Source organism: Micromonospora sp. RHAY321 (assembly GCF_023896955.1).
Classification (GTDB): Bacteria; Actinomycetota; Actinomycetes; order Mycobacteriales; family Micromonosporaceae; genus Micromonospora.
Window position 1 is genome coordinate 1 of the sequence record NZ_JAMHIW010000003.1, and the last position, 14,169, is coordinate 14,169.

Annotated in this window: 10 protein-coding genes; 4 read left to right on the forward strand and 6 right to left on the reverse strand. The window is 73.2% G+C overall.

Features of this window, described 5'->3' with window-relative positions; genetic code table 11:
• The 3 genes from M8C17_RS07985 to mfd form a co-directional block, all read right to left on the reverse strand.
• A partial coding sequence (locus M8C17_RS07985) for a nucleoside triphosphate pyrophosphohydrolase (RefSeq protein WP_252415768.1) occupies positions 1-929 on the reverse strand: 929 nt, incomplete at its 3' end.
• A 2-nt stretch (positions 930-931) separates the two neighbouring features.
• Positions 932-1,720: a hypothetical protein gene (locus tag M8C17_RS07990; RefSeq protein ID WP_252415769.1), complete on the reverse strand. Its 789-nt coding sequence runs from the start codon at positions 1,718-1,720 to the stop codon at positions 932-934.
• A 47-nt stretch (positions 1,721-1,767) separates the two neighbouring features.
• On the reverse strand, positions 1,768-5,409 hold the full coding sequence (gene mfd / locus M8C17_RS07995) for a transcription-repair coupling factor (RefSeq protein WP_252415770.1): 3,642 nt from the start codon (positions 5,407-5,409) through the stop codon (positions 1,768-1,770).
• Positions 5,410-5,623: 214 nt separating this feature from the next.
• Between mfd and M8C17_RS08000 the strand changes: the two genes are divergently transcribed.
• Positions 5,624-6,538 (forward strand): cyclase family protein, encoded by a 915-nt coding sequence (locus tag M8C17_RS08000; protein ID WP_252415771.1) that lies wholly within the window; start codon positions 5,624-5,626, stop codon positions 6,536-6,538.
• Between the two features lie 28 nt (positions 6,539-6,566).
• Here the strand turns inward: M8C17_RS08000 and M8C17_RS08005 are convergent, their stop codons facing one another.
• On the reverse strand, positions 6,567-7,607 hold the full coding sequence (locus M8C17_RS08005) for a S66 peptidase family protein (protein ID WP_252415772.1): 1,041 nt from the start codon (positions 7,605-7,607) through the stop codon (positions 6,567-6,569).
• A gap of 84 nt (positions 7,608-7,691) precedes the next feature.
• Here M8C17_RS08005 and M8C17_RS08010 point away from each other — a divergent pair, with 84 nt between their 5' ends.
• Complete coding sequence (locus tag M8C17_RS08010; protein WP_252415773.1) at positions 7,692-8,708, forward strand: hypothetical protein; 1,017 nt, start codon at positions 7,692-7,694, stop codon at positions 8,706-8,708.
• Between the two features lie 123 nt (positions 8,709-8,831).
• A complete protein-coding gene (ppc, locus tag M8C17_RS08015; RefSeq protein WP_252415774.1) occupies positions 8,832-11,618 on the forward strand; it encodes a phosphoenolpyruvate carboxylase in 2,787 nt (928 codons plus the stop codon).
• A 63-nt stretch (positions 11,619-11,681) separates the two neighbouring features.
• Here the strand turns inward: ppc and M8C17_RS08020 are convergent, their stop codons facing one another.
• Complete coding sequence (locus tag M8C17_RS08020; protein ID WP_252415775.1) at positions 11,682-12,479, reverse strand: hypothetical protein; 798 nt, start codon at positions 12,477-12,479, stop codon at positions 11,682-11,684.
• A 54-nt stretch (positions 12,480-12,533) separates the two neighbouring features.
• Here M8C17_RS08020 and M8C17_RS08025 point away from each other — a divergent pair, with 54 nt between their 5' ends.
• Complete coding sequence (locus M8C17_RS08025; protein ID WP_252415776.1) at positions 12,534-13,697, forward strand: DNA recombination protein RmuC; 1,164 nt, start codon at positions 12,534-12,536, stop codon at positions 13,695-13,697.
• Between the two features lie 27 nt (positions 13,698-13,724).
• Here the strand turns inward: M8C17_RS08025 and M8C17_RS08030 are convergent, their stop codons facing one another.
• The gene (locus tag M8C17_RS08030; protein ID WP_252415777.1) at positions 13,725-14,153 is read right to left on the reverse strand and encodes a hypothetical protein; all 429 of its coding nucleotides are present in this window, start codon (positions 14,151-14,153) and stop codon (positions 13,725-13,727) included.
• Positions 14,154-14,169: the final 16 nt, after the last annotated feature.

Sequence of the window (14,169 nt, forward strand, 5' to 3'; positions counted from 1 at the left end):
GTGGTGCGGCGGAGGGCTGCCTCTGGATCCAGGTCGGCGTGGCGGGCTGCGGCGACCGTGGCCAGGAGGCTGGCGCCGAGTCGTGCCTCCTCGTCCACCTGGGAGTCGGCCAGTGGGGGTGGGACGGCAAGGCCGACCCGTGCCGCCCGGTCCAGGATCTTCGCGGCCAGGGCGAGGGCGGGCTGGCTCAGGGCCACACCGTCCAGCACCGACTCACGTGCCTTCTCGGCCTTCTTGATCCGCTCCCAGTTGGCGGTGATCTCCTCCAGGGTGCCCGTCTCCGCACCGGCGAAGACGTGCGGATTGCGGCGGATCATCTTGTCGACCAGGCCACCGGCCACGTCGTCGACGTTCCAGCGCTCACCCTCGGGCAACTCCTCGGCGAGCCGGGCGTGCAGCACCACCTGGAGCAGCACGTCACCCAACTCCTCGCGCAGCGCGTCCGTGTCACCGGCGCTGATCGCGTCGTACGCCTCGTAGCTCTCCTCCAGCAGAAAACCGGCGAGGCTGCGGTGCGTCTGTGCCCGCTTCCACGGGTCGCCGCCCGGGGACGCCAACCGGTCCATGACGGCCACCGCGTCCAGCAGCCGGGCACCCGGCGGGTCCCACGAGCCGTACATCAGCTCCAGCTCGGCCAGCCCCGGCTCCCGGGCCAGCCGCAGACCCAGCTCCCGGGCCAACGCCTCGTCGCCGGCCGGACCGGCCAGCCACACCGCCGCCCCGTGCGCCGCCACCGTGTCCAGCAGCGGCTGTGTCGCCGGGCCCTCCACGACGGTGACCTCGGCGCCCGCCTGGCGCACGGCCGTGACCAGCTCGCTCTCCGCGCCGGTCAGCACCGGATGCGCGCGTACGACATCCCAGGCGGCCGAGGTCATCAGGCCGGCCGGCAGCCGGGGTGAGGTGACCAGCAGGACGATCCGTGCCGACATGCTCAGCTGGCCGTGCCCTCGGTCTCCGGGGCGGCACTCGACGCCGCCGGCTCCGGGCTGGAGATGTCGGTGACCGGACCATCCTCGTTGATGTACGGAAGCGAGTAGAAGACCAGCGACTGACCGGTGCTCACCACCGACGGCACCCCGACCGCCCGGTAACGCGGGTTGATCGAGACGTCGACCTTCGTCGCCTCCTCCTCCAGCGCGGTGCTGAGGGCGGTGGCGGCGCGGACGAAGCCGGCGTCGCCGAACGCCCGGCGGACGTCGGCCACCGGCATCCCGCCCTGGATCGCGCCGGTCTTCGTGAGGGCCTGGTAGACGGCCATCACCGAGTCGTCGCTCAACTCGGCGGGCGGAAGCTGCTGGTTGAGCACCTGGAGCAGGTCGATCCACTCGCCCCAGAGCTTGGTGTACTCGGTGCTGGCCGGCACCCGCAGGTTCTGCTCCAACTGCTGCGGGGTCACCTCGTCGGGCACCTGGAGGTTCTTCGCCGCCGCAACCCTCTTGCCCAGCTCCAGGCTGACCAGCAGGTTCACCACGTCCTGCCGGGTGACGGCGGACCGCAGCTGCTCCGGCGACGGCGTCGCACCGGCCTGACCGGCCTCCTGCCGGACAGCGTCGCCGTACTTCGCCTGCACGTCGGCGTAGATCTCGTCGACCCGCTGCACCGAGTAGGTGGCGTCACCGACGTACGCGGCGACGTCCGGTGCGGACTTCCCGCAGGCGGCGAGGGAGAGGACACCCAGGGCCGCGACGCTGGCGGCGGCGATCAGACGGCGAGCACGCATGCCCGTCACTCTCTCATGCCCTCTCCCGTGCTGTGACGGCCCCCACCTCACCCGGCCGCCACCGCCAGTGGGGCGGGGGCGCCCAGCACATCGGAGAGCAGTTGGGCGCACCACTCGAGCAGCGCCTGGTCGCGCAGCGGCTCGCCACCGACCCGACGGGTGGTCGGCCGGGGCACGCTGACCTGGTCGGTGGCCTGCTTGTAGACCGCGTCCGGGTGGTAGCGCTTCAGCCGCATCTGCTTCGAGTCGGGCAGCGGCAGCGGCCCGAACCGTACGTGCTTGCCCTGCATCGACACGTCGGAGAGGCCGTACCGGCGGGCCAGCAGACGGAACCGGGCGACCGCCACCAGGTTCTGCACCGGGGCCGGAGGCTCCCCGTACCGGTCGGTCATCTCGGCGACCACCTCGCGCAGCCGCTCCTCGTCACGCGCCTCGGCGAGCTTGCGGTACATCTCCAACCGCAGCCGCTCCACGCTCACGTAGTCGTGCGGCAGGTGCGCGTCGACCGGCAGGTCGATCTTGACATCGGCCTCCTCCTCCGGACGCTCGCCCTTGAACGCGGAGACCGCCTCGCCGACCATCCGCACGTACAGGTCGAAGCCGACGCCCTCGATGTGCCCGGACTGCTCGCCGCCGAGCAGGTTGCCGGCGCCCCGGATCTCCAGGTCCTTCATCGCCACGTACATGCCGGCGCCCAGCTCGGTGTGCTGGGCGATCGTGGCCAGCCGCTCGTGGGCGTGCTCGGTGAGCGGCTTCTCCGGCGGGTAGAGGAAGTAGGCGTACGCCCGCTCCCGGCCCCGCCCGACCCGGCCACGGATCTGGTGCAGCTGGGCCAGACCCAGCAGGTCGGCCCGCTCCACGATCAGGGTGTTGGCGTTCGGGATGTCGATGCCGGACTCCACGATCGTGGTGCAGACCAGGACGTCGAACTCCTTCTCCCAGAAGCCGACCATGACCTTCTCCAGGGCGTCCTCGCCCATCTGACCGTGCGCCACCGCGACCCGGGCCTCGGGCACCAGCTCCCGCAGCCGCCGCGCCGCCCGGTCGATCGACTCGACCCGGTTGTGCAGGTAGAAGACCTGCCCGTCACGCAGCAGCTCCCGGTGGATCGACGCGGCGACCTGCCGGTCGTCCTGCGCCCCGACGAACGTGAGGACCGGGTGCCGCTCCTCCGGCGGCGTGGCGATGGTGGACATCTCCCGGATGCCGGTGATCGCCATCTCCAGGGTGCGCGGGATCGGGGTGGCCGACATGCTCAGCACGTCGACCGAGGCGCGCAGCGTCTTCAGGTGCTCCTTGTGCTCGACACCGAAGCGCTGCTCCTCGTCGACGATCACCAGGCCCAGCTGCTTGAACCGGGTGGCGGTCTGCAGCAGCCGGTGGGTGCCGATGACGATGTCGACGGTGCCGTCGGCGACCATCTCCAGCGTCCGCTCGGTCTCCTTCGGAGTCTGGAACCGGGACAGCTGCCGGATCTCCACCGGGAACTGGCTCATCCGCTCGGCGAACGTGTTGTAGTGCTGCTGCACCAGCAGCGTGGTCGGCACCAGCACCGCTACCTGCTTGCCGTCCTGCACGGCCTTGAACGCCGCCCGGACCGCGATCTCGGTCTTGCCGTAGCCGACATCACCGCAGATCAGCCGGTCCATCGGGACGGTCTGCTCCATGTCCCGCTTGACCTCGTCGATCGCGGCGAGCTGGTCCGGCGTCTCCTGCCAGGGGAACGCGTCCTCCAGCTCCCGCTGCCAGGGCGTGTCCGGGCCGAACGAGTGCCCCTTCGACGCCTTCCGGGCGGCGTAGAGCTGGATCAGCTGCGCGGCGATCTCCCGAACCGCCTTGCGGGCGCGGGCCTTGGACTTCTGCCAGTCCGAGCCGCCCATCTTGTGCAGCGTCGGCTGCTCGCCGCCCACGTAGCGGGAGAGCTGGTCGAGCTGGTCGGTCGGGACGAACAGCCGGTCGCCGGGCTGGCCCCGCTTGCTGGCCGCGTACTCGATGACCAGGTATTCCCGGCTGGCGCCGTTGACGGTGCGCTGCACCAGCTCCACGTACCGGCCGATGCCGTGCTGCTCGTGCACCACGAAGTCGCCGGCCTTGAGCTCCAGCGGGTCGATGGTGTTGCGCCGCCGGCTCGGCATCTTGCGCATGTCGCGGGTGGAGGTGCCCCGGCCGCCGGTCACGTCGTTGCCGGTCAGCAGCACGAAGCGGGACGCCTCGTCGACGAACCCGCTGCCCAGCGCGCCGCAGGTGACCACCAGCTCGCCGGGAACGGGCGCGGTCGGCACCTCCTCGGCGAGCCGGGCACCCAGCCCGGCGTCGCGCAGCACCTCGACCGCACGCTGGGCCGGGCCGTGCCCCTCGAAGACCAGCGCGATCGACCAGCCCTCGCCGGCCCAACGCTTGAGGTCGTCGACCACCCGTGCGGTCTCACCGTGGTAGAGCGGGGCCGGCTGGGCGGCCAGGGTCACCGCGATGGCGTCGTCCGGGGTGACGGCCGCCTGCTCGGGCGCGTCCTCCCAGGGCTGCCGCGGCTCGGCGGTGTCCGCCTCCGTCAGGCCGAACGGGGACAGCGTCCACCACGGCTGGCCCAGCTTGCCGGCGGCGGCGCGCACCTCGCCGAGCGTGCGGAAGGCGGCGGCGCCGACGTCCACCGGCGCCTGGCCGCCGACCGCTGCGGCGGCCCAGCTGGCCTGGAGGAACTCCTCCGAGGTACGCACCAGGTCGTGAGCCCGGGTGCGGATCCGCTCCGGGTCGCACAGCAGCACGTGGGTGCCGGTGGGCATGGTGTCGAGCACCAGCTCCAGGGAGTCGGGGCCGACGAGCACCGGCGCCAGCGACTCCATCCCCTCCACCGGGATGCCCTCGGCCAGCTTGTCCAGGATCTCGGCCAGCTCGGGGTGCTCCTGCGCCAGCGCGGCGGCCCGGGCCCTGACCTCGGGGGTCAGCAGCAGCTCCCGGCAGGGCGGCGCCCACAGCAGCGGGACCTGCTCGATGGTGCGCTGGTCGGCGACGGCGAAGGTGCGGATCTCCTCCACCTCGTCACCCCAGAACTCGACCCGCGACGGATGTTCGTCGGTGGGCGGGAAGACGTCGAGGATGCCGCCGCGCACAGCGAACTCGCCGCGCTTGGTGACCAGGTCGACCCGGGCGTACGCCATGTCGATCAGCCGGCGGGCGACCTCCTCCAGGTCGGCCTCCTCGCCGGCGGCGAGCTGCACCGGCTCCAGGTCACCGAGCCCCTTGAGCTGCGGTTGGAGCAGCGAGCGGACCGGCGCCACGAGCACCCGCAGCGGCCCGGTGCGGCCGTGCGCGTCGGCCGACTCCGGGTGCGCCAACCGGCGCAGCACGGCCAGCCGGCGGCCGACGGTGTCCGAGCGCGGGGAGAGCCGCTCGTGCGGCAGGGTCTCCCAGGACGGGAAGACCGCCACCTGCTCGGCCGGCAGCAGCCCGCCCAGCGCGGCGGCCAGGTCGTCGGCCTCGCGGGTGGTGGCGGTCACGGCCAGCACCGGCCGGCCGGCACCGCCAGCGACGCCGTCGGGGTCGGCGGCGACGGCGGCCACCGCGAACGGGCGCAGCGCCGGTGGGGCGGTGATGTCGAGGCCGTCGACCTGCGCGGCACCGGAGCGCGCCAGGTCACGCGCCCGGGTCAGCCCGGGGTCGGCCAGGGCGGCGGAGAACAGACCGGTGAGCATGTGATCACTTCCAGGGGAGTCGACGCACACGACGGCTGCCCCTCGTCCGGTCGGACGGGGGGTGCACGACGACCAGCCTATCCCCGTCGACCGACACCCATCCCCTTCCGCCCAGGTCCGCCGCGCCGCACGCCCCGCACCACCGAGATCCACACAACGAGCCGCGCGGAGATTGATCTTGACCGGTCGCCGATCGGTGTGGTCGGGTTTCCACATGAGCGAGCAGTGCAGGGCGCAGTTCGACGCCGAGGTGAGCTTCGCCAACGGTGGTGGGCTGCGGACCGAGGGGTTCCGGCTGGACATCCCGGGTCGGGAGATCACCGACGAGGACCTGGCCGCGCTGTTCGTCCGGCATCTCGGGCTGTTGATGGTCGCGGAGGTCCGGATCAGCGCGAAGACGATCATCGAGGAGCCGCACAAGGGCGGCCGAGGCGTCGCCGCCGGTGAACCCGGCACCGGCCGGCGGCTGGTCGAGCTGAGCCACGTGATCCGCGACGGGATGACCACCCTGCCCGGCTGGCCCGGCCCGCAGATCGGTGACTGGCTGACCTTCGCGGCGTCCCGGGCGAACTACGCGCCGGGCACCGAGTTCCGGGTGGCCCGGATCGACATGATCGCCAACACCGGCACGTACCTGGACACCCCGGCGCACCGCTGGGCCGACGGCGAGGACCTGACCGGGGTGCCCCTGGACCGGCTCGCCGACCTGCCGGGCGTGGTGGTCCGGGTGCCGGCCGGCACGCGGGCGGTGGACCGGCTGATGCTGGCGCCGTACGAGGTGGCCGGGCGGGCCGTGCTGCTGCACACCGGCTGGTCTGCGCACTTCGGCACCGAGCGGTACGGCGCGCCGGAGGCGCCGCACCTCACCGGGGACGCCGCCGAGGCGCTGGCCGACGCCGGCGCGGCCCTGGTCGGCATCGACTCGATCAACATCGACGACATGAGCCCGGCGGCCGGCGGAGTACGCCCCGCGCACAGCACGCTGCTCGCCGCCGGCATCCCGATCGTCGAGCACCTGACCGGCCTGGACGCGCTGCCGCCGAGCGGCTTCCGGTTCACCGCCGTCCCGCCCCGGATCGCCGGCATGGGCACCTTCCCGGTCCGCGCCTTCGCCGTCGTCGGCGACTGAAGCGCGGTCGAGGGCCGACGGGGACAGGTCAGTAGCGCACCGAGATGCGGCGCTCGACCGCGTCCACCAGGACCTCCCCGCCGTACGGGACGATGAGCTGCGGGTCGGTGTGCCCGAGGTCGACGTCGAAGACCACGACCGCGTCCGGGGCGTACTCGGCGCACGCCCGGGTCACCGCGGCCCGCTGCGCCTCCGCGTACGCCCGACGTTCGTCGAGGGTGTGCGGCCGGTCGAAGTCCCACGCCTTGGCCCGGCCGACCAGCACCGCCGGGAAGCCGGCGAGCAGGCCGCGCTCCCCCATGCTGCGCAGGATCCGGTAGACCTCGGTGGCCGGGGGCAGCTCCTCGGAGGTCTCGACCAGCAGCACCGAGCCGGCCAGCGACGCCGTCGGGGCGACCCGGTCGGCGGCGAGCAGCCAGTTGAGGACCTCCAGGTTGCCGCCCCAGGTGCGTCCGCGCACCACCCGCGCCGGCCCCTGCCAGTGCCAGCCCTCCCCCGGCAGCATCACCGGCTCCTCGGCCAGCGTGGCCGGGTCGCGCCAGTCGCGCGGTTCGTCGCCCCATTCGGTGGCCGGGGTGAGGTCGTACCAGTCGGTGGTGAAGAGCGCCGCGCGCAGTGAGTCGAAGGTCAGCGGGTGCGGCACGCCCGGCCGGCCGAGGTGCACCAGCACCGACCCGCCGTGGTACGCCACGATCCCCAGCCGGTGCAGGTGGTTGAGCACGTTGGTGTTGTCGGAGTAGCCGAAGTAGGGCTTGGGGTTGGCCCGCAGCACGTCGTCGTCGAGATGCGGGGTGACCGTGAGCAGGTCGTCCCCGCCGACGGTGGCGAGCACCGCCGTGATGCCCGGGTCGGCGAAGGCGGCGGTCAGGTCGCGGGCCCGGTCGCGCGGGTCGGCCCCCATCACGCGGGTGGTCGGGTACTCCACCGGCTCCAGGTCGAACTCCTCGCGCAGCCGGCGCAGCCCCAGCTCGTACACGTGCGGAAAGAGGCCCGGCAGGCCGGCTGAGGGTGAGACGACGGCGACCCGGTCGCCCGGCTTTGGCTTGGTGGGGTATCGCGGAGCGTCCATGATCGAACGGTAGCGGTCCGGGCCAGCGGATTTCCGCCCCGAGAAACGCCACAAACAGGGCAAACGCCACCCTAGGCTGACCTGGTGGACGAGGCGCCGGAGGTCCGGGTACGCGACTGGCTGCCCCGCACCGTCGGCCTGCTGCTCGGCACCCTGGCGCTGGCCACCGCGTTCATCGCCGCCTATGTCGGCGCGTTGCACCAGCCCAACCCCCGGGACGTGCCGGTCGGCGTGGCGATGGGCGACCAGCCCGCGCGCAGCGTCCTGACCGCCGTGCGCGACCGCACCAACAAGATCAAAGCCGTCGGGTACGACGACCCGGGTGCCGCCAACGATGGCCTGACCAGCCGCGAGGTGTACGCGGTGCTCACCTCCACGCCCGACGGCGGGCTGGTCCTCACCACCGCCAGTGCCGGCGCGCCGGCCGCCACCGAGCTGGTCGTCCAGGTGCTCACCAGCGCTGCCCAGCAGGCCCGGCTGCCGCTGCGCGTGACCGACGAGGTGCCGGTGGCCGGCAGCGACCCGCGCGGCCTGGTGCCGTTCTACCTGGCCATCGGGTACGTCCTCGGCGGCTACCTGGCCTCGACCGTGCTCGGCATCTCCCTCGGCACCGCACCGCGCACCCTGCGGCGCGCCGGCCTGCGGATCGGCGCGCTCGCGGTGCACAGCGTGGCGCTCGGCATCATCGGCGCGGTGATCGTCGGCCCGGTGCTGGACGTCTGGAACCACGACCTGCCGGCCGTCGCCGGCGCCGGCATGCTGGCCGCCTTCGCCGCCGCGATGGTCGCCGCCGCGATCCAGGGCTGGCTGGGCGTGCTCGGCACGGGGCTGGTCATCCTGCTGCTGGTGGTGCTGGGCAATCCCGGCTCCGGCGGCATCTACGCCCCCGAGTTCCTGCCCACCTGGCTGCGCGGGATGCACCGGTGGAACGTGCCCGGGTTGGCCACGGATCTGATCAAGTCGGCGGTGTACTTCGACCGGCGCTCGATCGGCTGGCCGGTCACCGGGCTGGCGCTCTGGACGGTCCTCGGGCTCGTCGCGCTGATCGCCGCCACCCTGGTCCGGGGCCGTCGGGCGGCACCCACGCGGGCCGTTGAGTGATCTCCGAGGTGTTCCGCGTCACGGCGCGCCATCCGGGGAGCCCCTCCTGCCATCGTGCCCCGCGCGGATACCATCCAGGGAGTCGGACAGCGCTGTCCTTCGTACTCACGTAAGGAGCGCATCGTGACCGACCAGCACGACCACGACGGCCCGGACGCCGCGCTGCGCGCCGACATCCGCCGGCTCGGCACCCTGCTCGGCCAGACGCTGGCCCGCCAGGAGGGCCGCCCGCTGCTCGACCTCGTCGAGGAGATCCGCGCCCAGGTCCGCACCGACGCCCCGGCGGCCGCGCAGCGGCTCGGCGGGCTCGACGTGACCACCGGCACCAAGCTGGCCCGCGCCTTCTCCACCTACTTCCACCTGGCCAACATCACCGAGCAGGTGCACCGTGCCCGGGACCTGCGCCGCCGCCGCGCCGTGCAGGGCGGCTGGCTGGACCAGGCGGCCAAGATGATCGCCGAGCGCGGGGTGCCGGCCGAGGAGATCGCCGCCGCCGCCCGCCGGCTGGCGGTCCGGCCGGTCTTCACCGCGCACCCGACCGAGGCGGCCCGCCGCTCGATCCTGTCCAAGCTGCGGGCCATCGCCGACGAACTGGACACCGAGACCGCCAACGCGATCCTCTACGGCGCCAGCGACGAGGGCCCGGCGAACCGCCGGCTGGCCGAGCTGCTGGACCTCATGTGGCAGACCGACGAGCTGCGGCTGGACCGGCCGGACCCGACCGACGAGGCCCGCAACGCCATCTACTACCTGCGCGACCTGTACGCCGAGGCCGCCCCACAGGTGCTCGACGACCTCGCCGACACCCTGCGCACGCTGGGCGTGGAGACCTCGCCGACGGCCCGTCCGCTGAGCTTCGGCACCTGGATCGGCGGCGACCGGGACGGCAACCCGTTCGTCACCCCGGCGGTGACCCGCGACGTGCTGGCCATCCAGCACGAGCACGGAATCGCGGCCACCGAGAAGGCGATGGACCACCTGATCAACGAGGTCTCCGTCTCCCGCCGGCTGCGGGGCGTGTCACTGGATCTCTCCGCCAGCCTCGCCGCCGACCTGGACGCGCTGCCCGAGGTGGCACCCCGGTTCCGCCGCGTCAACGCCGAGGAGCCGTACCGGCTCAAGGCGCGCTGCGTGAAGGCGAAGCTCGCCAACACCCGGCAGCGGTTGCGGCAGGGCACGGCGCACGTGCCGGGCCGGGACTACCGGGGCTCCGCCGAGCTGATCGCCGACCTGGAGCTGCTGCGCGCCTCGCTGGCCCGCAACTCCGGGCAGCTCACCGCCGTCGGCCGGCTGGCCTCCACCATCCGGACCGTCTCCGCGTTCGGTCTGCACCTGGCGACCATGGACGTCCGGGAGCACGCCGAGGCGCACCACGCGGTGCTCGCCCAGCTCTACGGGGCCGTCGGCGAGATCACCGACTACCCCGCGCTGACCCGGCTGGAGCGCACCAAGCTGCTCGCCGACGAGCTGACCGGACGTCGGCCGCTGTCCACCGTGGACACGCCGCTCTCCGAGTCGGCCCGCAAGACGTTCGACGTGTTCGGCACCATCCGGGAGGCGCAGGACCGGTTCGGCGGCGAGGTGATCGAGTCGTACATCATCTCGATGACCCTGGGCGTCGACGACGTGCTGGCCGCGGTCGTGCTGGCCCGCGAGGCCGGCCTGGTGGACGTGCACAGCGGACGCGCCCGGATCGGCTTCGTGCCGCTGCTGGAGACCCCGGCCGAGCTGAACGCCGGCGGCGAACTCCTCGACGAGTTGCTGTCGCTGCCCGCGTACCGGGCGCTGGTGACGGCCCGGGGCGACGTGCAGGAGGTCATGCTCGGCTACTCGGACTCCAACAAGGAGGCCGGGATCACCACCAGCCAGTGGTCGATCCACCGGGCGCAGCGCGCGTTGCGCGACGTGGCCGCCCGCCACGGTGTGCACCTGCGGCTGTTCCACGGCCGGGGCGGCACGGTGGGGCGCGGCGGCGGGCCGACGCACGAGGCGATCCTGGCGCAGCCGTACGGCACGATGGACGGCGCGATCAAGGTGACCGAGCAGGGTGAGGTGATCTCCGACAAGTACACCCTGCCGTCGCTGGCCCGGGAGAACCTGGAGCTCACCCTCGCCGCCGTCCTCCAGGCGACGCTGCTGCACACCGCTCCCCGGCAGCCGGCCGAGATGCTCGAACGGTGGGACGCCACGATGGACGTGGTCTCCTCCTCCGCGTACCGGTCGTACCGGTCGCTGGTCGAGGACCCGGACCTGCCGGCGTACTTCTGGGCGTCCACCCCCACCGAGCTGCTCGGCGCGCTGAACATCGGCTCCCGGCCGGCGAAGCGCCCGAACACCGGCGCGGGGCTGTCCGGCCTGCGGGCCATCCCGTGGGTGTTCGGCTGGACGCAGACCCGGCAGATCGTGCCGGGCTGGTTCGGCGTCGGCTCCGGGCTGGCCGCCGCCCGGGAAGCCGGGCTGGCCGACGTACTGGCCGAGATGAACCGCAACTGGCACTTCTTCCGCACGTTCCTGTCGAACGTCGAGATGATGCTGACCAAGACCGACCTGAGCATCGCCCGCCGGTACGTCGAGACGCTGGTGCCGAAGAAGCTGCACCCGATCTTCGAGCAGATCGAGCAGGAGTACGAGCTGACCAAGCGGGAGGTGCTGGCGGTGACCGCCTCGCCCGCGCTGCTGGAGAACTCGCCGGTGCTCCAGCGCACCCTGGCCGTGCGGGACACGTACCTGGAGCCGCTGCACCACCTCCAGGTGGCGCTGCTACGGCAGTACCGGGAGTCCGGTGCCGCCGGACGGGCGGTGGCCACCGCCCCCGGCGGCCGGCGCGCCCCGAGCGACGGCACGGCCCTGGAGCGGGCGCTGCTCACCACGGTCAACGGCATCGCCGCCGGGATGCGCAACACCGGCTGAACGACGACGGAAAAGGCCCCGGTCACACTGACCGGGGCCTTTTCGCGTGTCACTCACCGATGGTCAGAAGTCCCCACCGCCGAAGTCGCCCCCACCGAAGTCCCCACCGCCGAAGTCGCCACCCGCGTAGTCGCCCCCGCCGACGTCGCCGCCCTGGTCACCACCGTCGAAGCCCTGGTCACCGCCGTCCCCACCCTGGTCGACGCCGTCGCCGAAGCCCTCCTGGTAGCCCTCGTCGTAGCCGTACCCCGGGTCGGCGAAGGCGGGCGAGAACAGGGCGTCGGCGATCAGGATGCCGCCGAGTACGCCGGCGCCGGTGCCCAGCGCCGTCTTCCACCACGGCGTCGAGTACCAGCCGGCCGGCACGGGCCGGCCCTGATACCGCCCACCCGGGTAGTAGTAGGGCGTTTCCCGGCCGGGCTGGGGGCCGGCCCGGAAGGTCTGCCCCTGCACGTCGACCTCGCGCTCCCTGGTGAGCTGCCCGGCGCCACGCGCGGCGGCCAACTGCGGCAGTTCGGGGCCGGGATCGATGCCCAGCGCCGTCCGTGCCGCCCGGATGTACGCCAGCCCTTCCAACGCGGTTTCCCGGGCCAGCGCGAACTGGTTCGAAGTGCGCGCCTGCTCCAGCTGCGAGCCCGCCGCGTTGTACCGCTCACCGGCGTCGGAGAGCGCCTGGCGGACCGCCGGCTCGTCGCCGTGCAGATTCATCAACTGGCCGCCGAGGCGCTCGTACCAGCGCTGCGCCTCCGCGCGGGCGTCGCCCAGCTCGGTGCGTCGACGGGCGGTGGTCTGCGCGCGGATGAGCGCCGCGGCGCCCAGTGCGCCGACCAGCACGATGGCGAGGCACAGCACAAGTTCCATGTCTTCGAACGTACCCCCGGGTGTCCCGTCGTATCCGTCTGGCAAGCTCCGGTGATGGACGTCTCGACGCTGCTCCTGGTGATCGTGTGCCTCGGCGCCGGCGGGGCGGTGGGCTGGTACGCGGCCCGGTCCCGGTCGGCGGCCGACATCGCCCGGCTGGACGCCACGCTGACCGCGACGCGGGAGGGCGAGGGCCGGCTGGAGCAGTCCATGCGGGCGTTGAGCTACGAGGCGACCGCCCAGTCCCAGGAGGCGGTGGCCCGCGCGGTGGCGCCGCTGCACGACACCCTGCGCCGCTACGAGCAGCGGGTGGCCGAGCTGGAGCACGACCGGATCGACGCGTACGCCGAGCTGCGGGAACAGGTCCGCTCGATGAGCGCGGTCTCCGGCGAGCTGCGCACCGAGACCAAGCAGCTGGTGGCGGCCCTGCGCGCGCCGCAGGTGCGGGGCCGTTGGGGCGAGCACCAGTTGCGCCGGATCGTCGAGGCCGCCGGCATGCTGGAGCACTGCGACTTCTCCGAGCAGGTCACCGCCGACGCCGACGGGCAGGTGGTCCGCCCGGATCTGGTGGTCCGGCTGCACGGCGGCCGGTCGGTCGTCGTGGATGCCAAGGCGCCGTTCGACGCGTACCTCACCGCGATGGAGGCCCGCGACGAGCGCGGCCGGGACACCCACCTCGACGCGCACGCCCGGCACCTGCGCGGGCACGTCGACGCGCTGGCCGCGAAGTCCTACTGGTCCGCGTTCGACAGCTCACCCGAGTTCGTGGTGCTGTTCGTCCCCGCCGACCCGTTCCTCGACGTGGCGCTCCAGCGTGACCCGACGCTGCTGGAGCACGCCTTCGCCCGCAACGTGGTGCTCGCCACGCCGGCCACCCTGGTCGCCCTCCTGCGCACGGTGGCCTATTCCTGGCGGCAGGAGGCGCTGGCCCGCAACGCCCTGGCGGTGCACACGCTGGCGAGGGAGCTGTACAGCCGGCTCTCCACCCTCGGTGACCACGTGGGCAAGCTCGGGTCGTCGCTGGCCGGGGCGGTGACCGCGTACAACCGCGCGGTCGGCTCGCTGGAGGCCCGGGTGCTGGTCAGCGCCCGCAAGCTCGCCGAGCTGGGCGTCTCGGACGAGGAGCTGGCCAGCCCGGCCCAGGTCGAGCTGACTCCCCGCCAGCCGCAAGCACCCGAGTTGCTGGACGACGCCGTCCCCGCCGACCGCGACCGCTGACCGGCCGGCGGGGGCCGCAGGCCGGGGTCAGCTGCGGCGCGCCCCCTCCACGACGAACGGGGTGCCCTGCTGGCAGGTGGTCATCATGCCCGGCTCGACCCGGCCGGTGACGGTCACCCGGGCGCCTGCGGTGAACACCTCGCGGGGGCCGCCGATCAGCAGGTAGCCGTCCAGCAGCACGCAGTTCGGTTCCACCCCGCTGGTGATCGTGCCGGTCAGTTCGGTGGCCCCGACCGGCGGCGGGATGCTGGGTCCACCTGAAGGTGGCTTGGGCGTCGCGGTGGGCACCGGTGTCGCCGTGCCGGGGGTCGACGGGACGGACGCGGACGGGGTGGGCTGCCCGGTGACCGGTGACGGCCCACTCGGGGTGGAGGTGGCGGGGCCGTCCGTGCCGCCGCAGGCACTCAGCGCCGCGCAGGCGATCAGGGCGGGGACGACGAGCCGAAAGGTCCTCATGCCCGGTTCGACGTTG

What these genes read in the sequence shown, in the direction of transcription:
- M8C17_RS07990 (WP_252415769.1), bottom strand. Translation starts at nt 1,720, where the DNA reads ATGCGTGCTCGCCGTCTGATCGCCGCCGCCAGCGTCGCGGCCCTGGGT.
- mfd (WP_252415770.1), bottom strand. Translation starts at nt 5,409, where the DNA reads ATGCTCACCGGTCTGTTCTCCGCCGCCCTGGCCGACCCCGGGCTGACC.
- M8C17_RS08000 (WP_252415771.1), top strand. Translation starts at nt 5,624, where the DNA reads ATGAGCGAGCAGTGCAGGGCGCAGTTCGACGCCGAGGTGAGCTTCGCC.
- M8C17_RS08005 (WP_252415772.1), bottom strand. Translation starts at nt 7,607, where the DNA reads ATGGACGCTCCGCGATACCCCACCAAGCCAAAGCCGGGCGACCGGGTC.
- M8C17_RS08020 (WP_252415775.1), bottom strand. Translation starts at nt 12,479, where the DNA reads ATGGAACTTGTGCTGTGCCTCGCCATCGTGCTGGTCGGCGCACTGGGC.
- M8C17_RS08025 (WP_252415776.1), top strand. Translation starts at nt 12,534, where the DNA reads ATGGACGTCTCGACGCTGCTCCTGGTGATCGTGTGCCTCGGCGCCGGC.
- M8C17_RS08030 (WP_252415777.1), bottom strand. Translation starts at nt 14,153, where the DNA reads ATGAGGACCTTTCGGCTCGTCGTCCCCGCCCTGATCGCCTGCGCGGCG.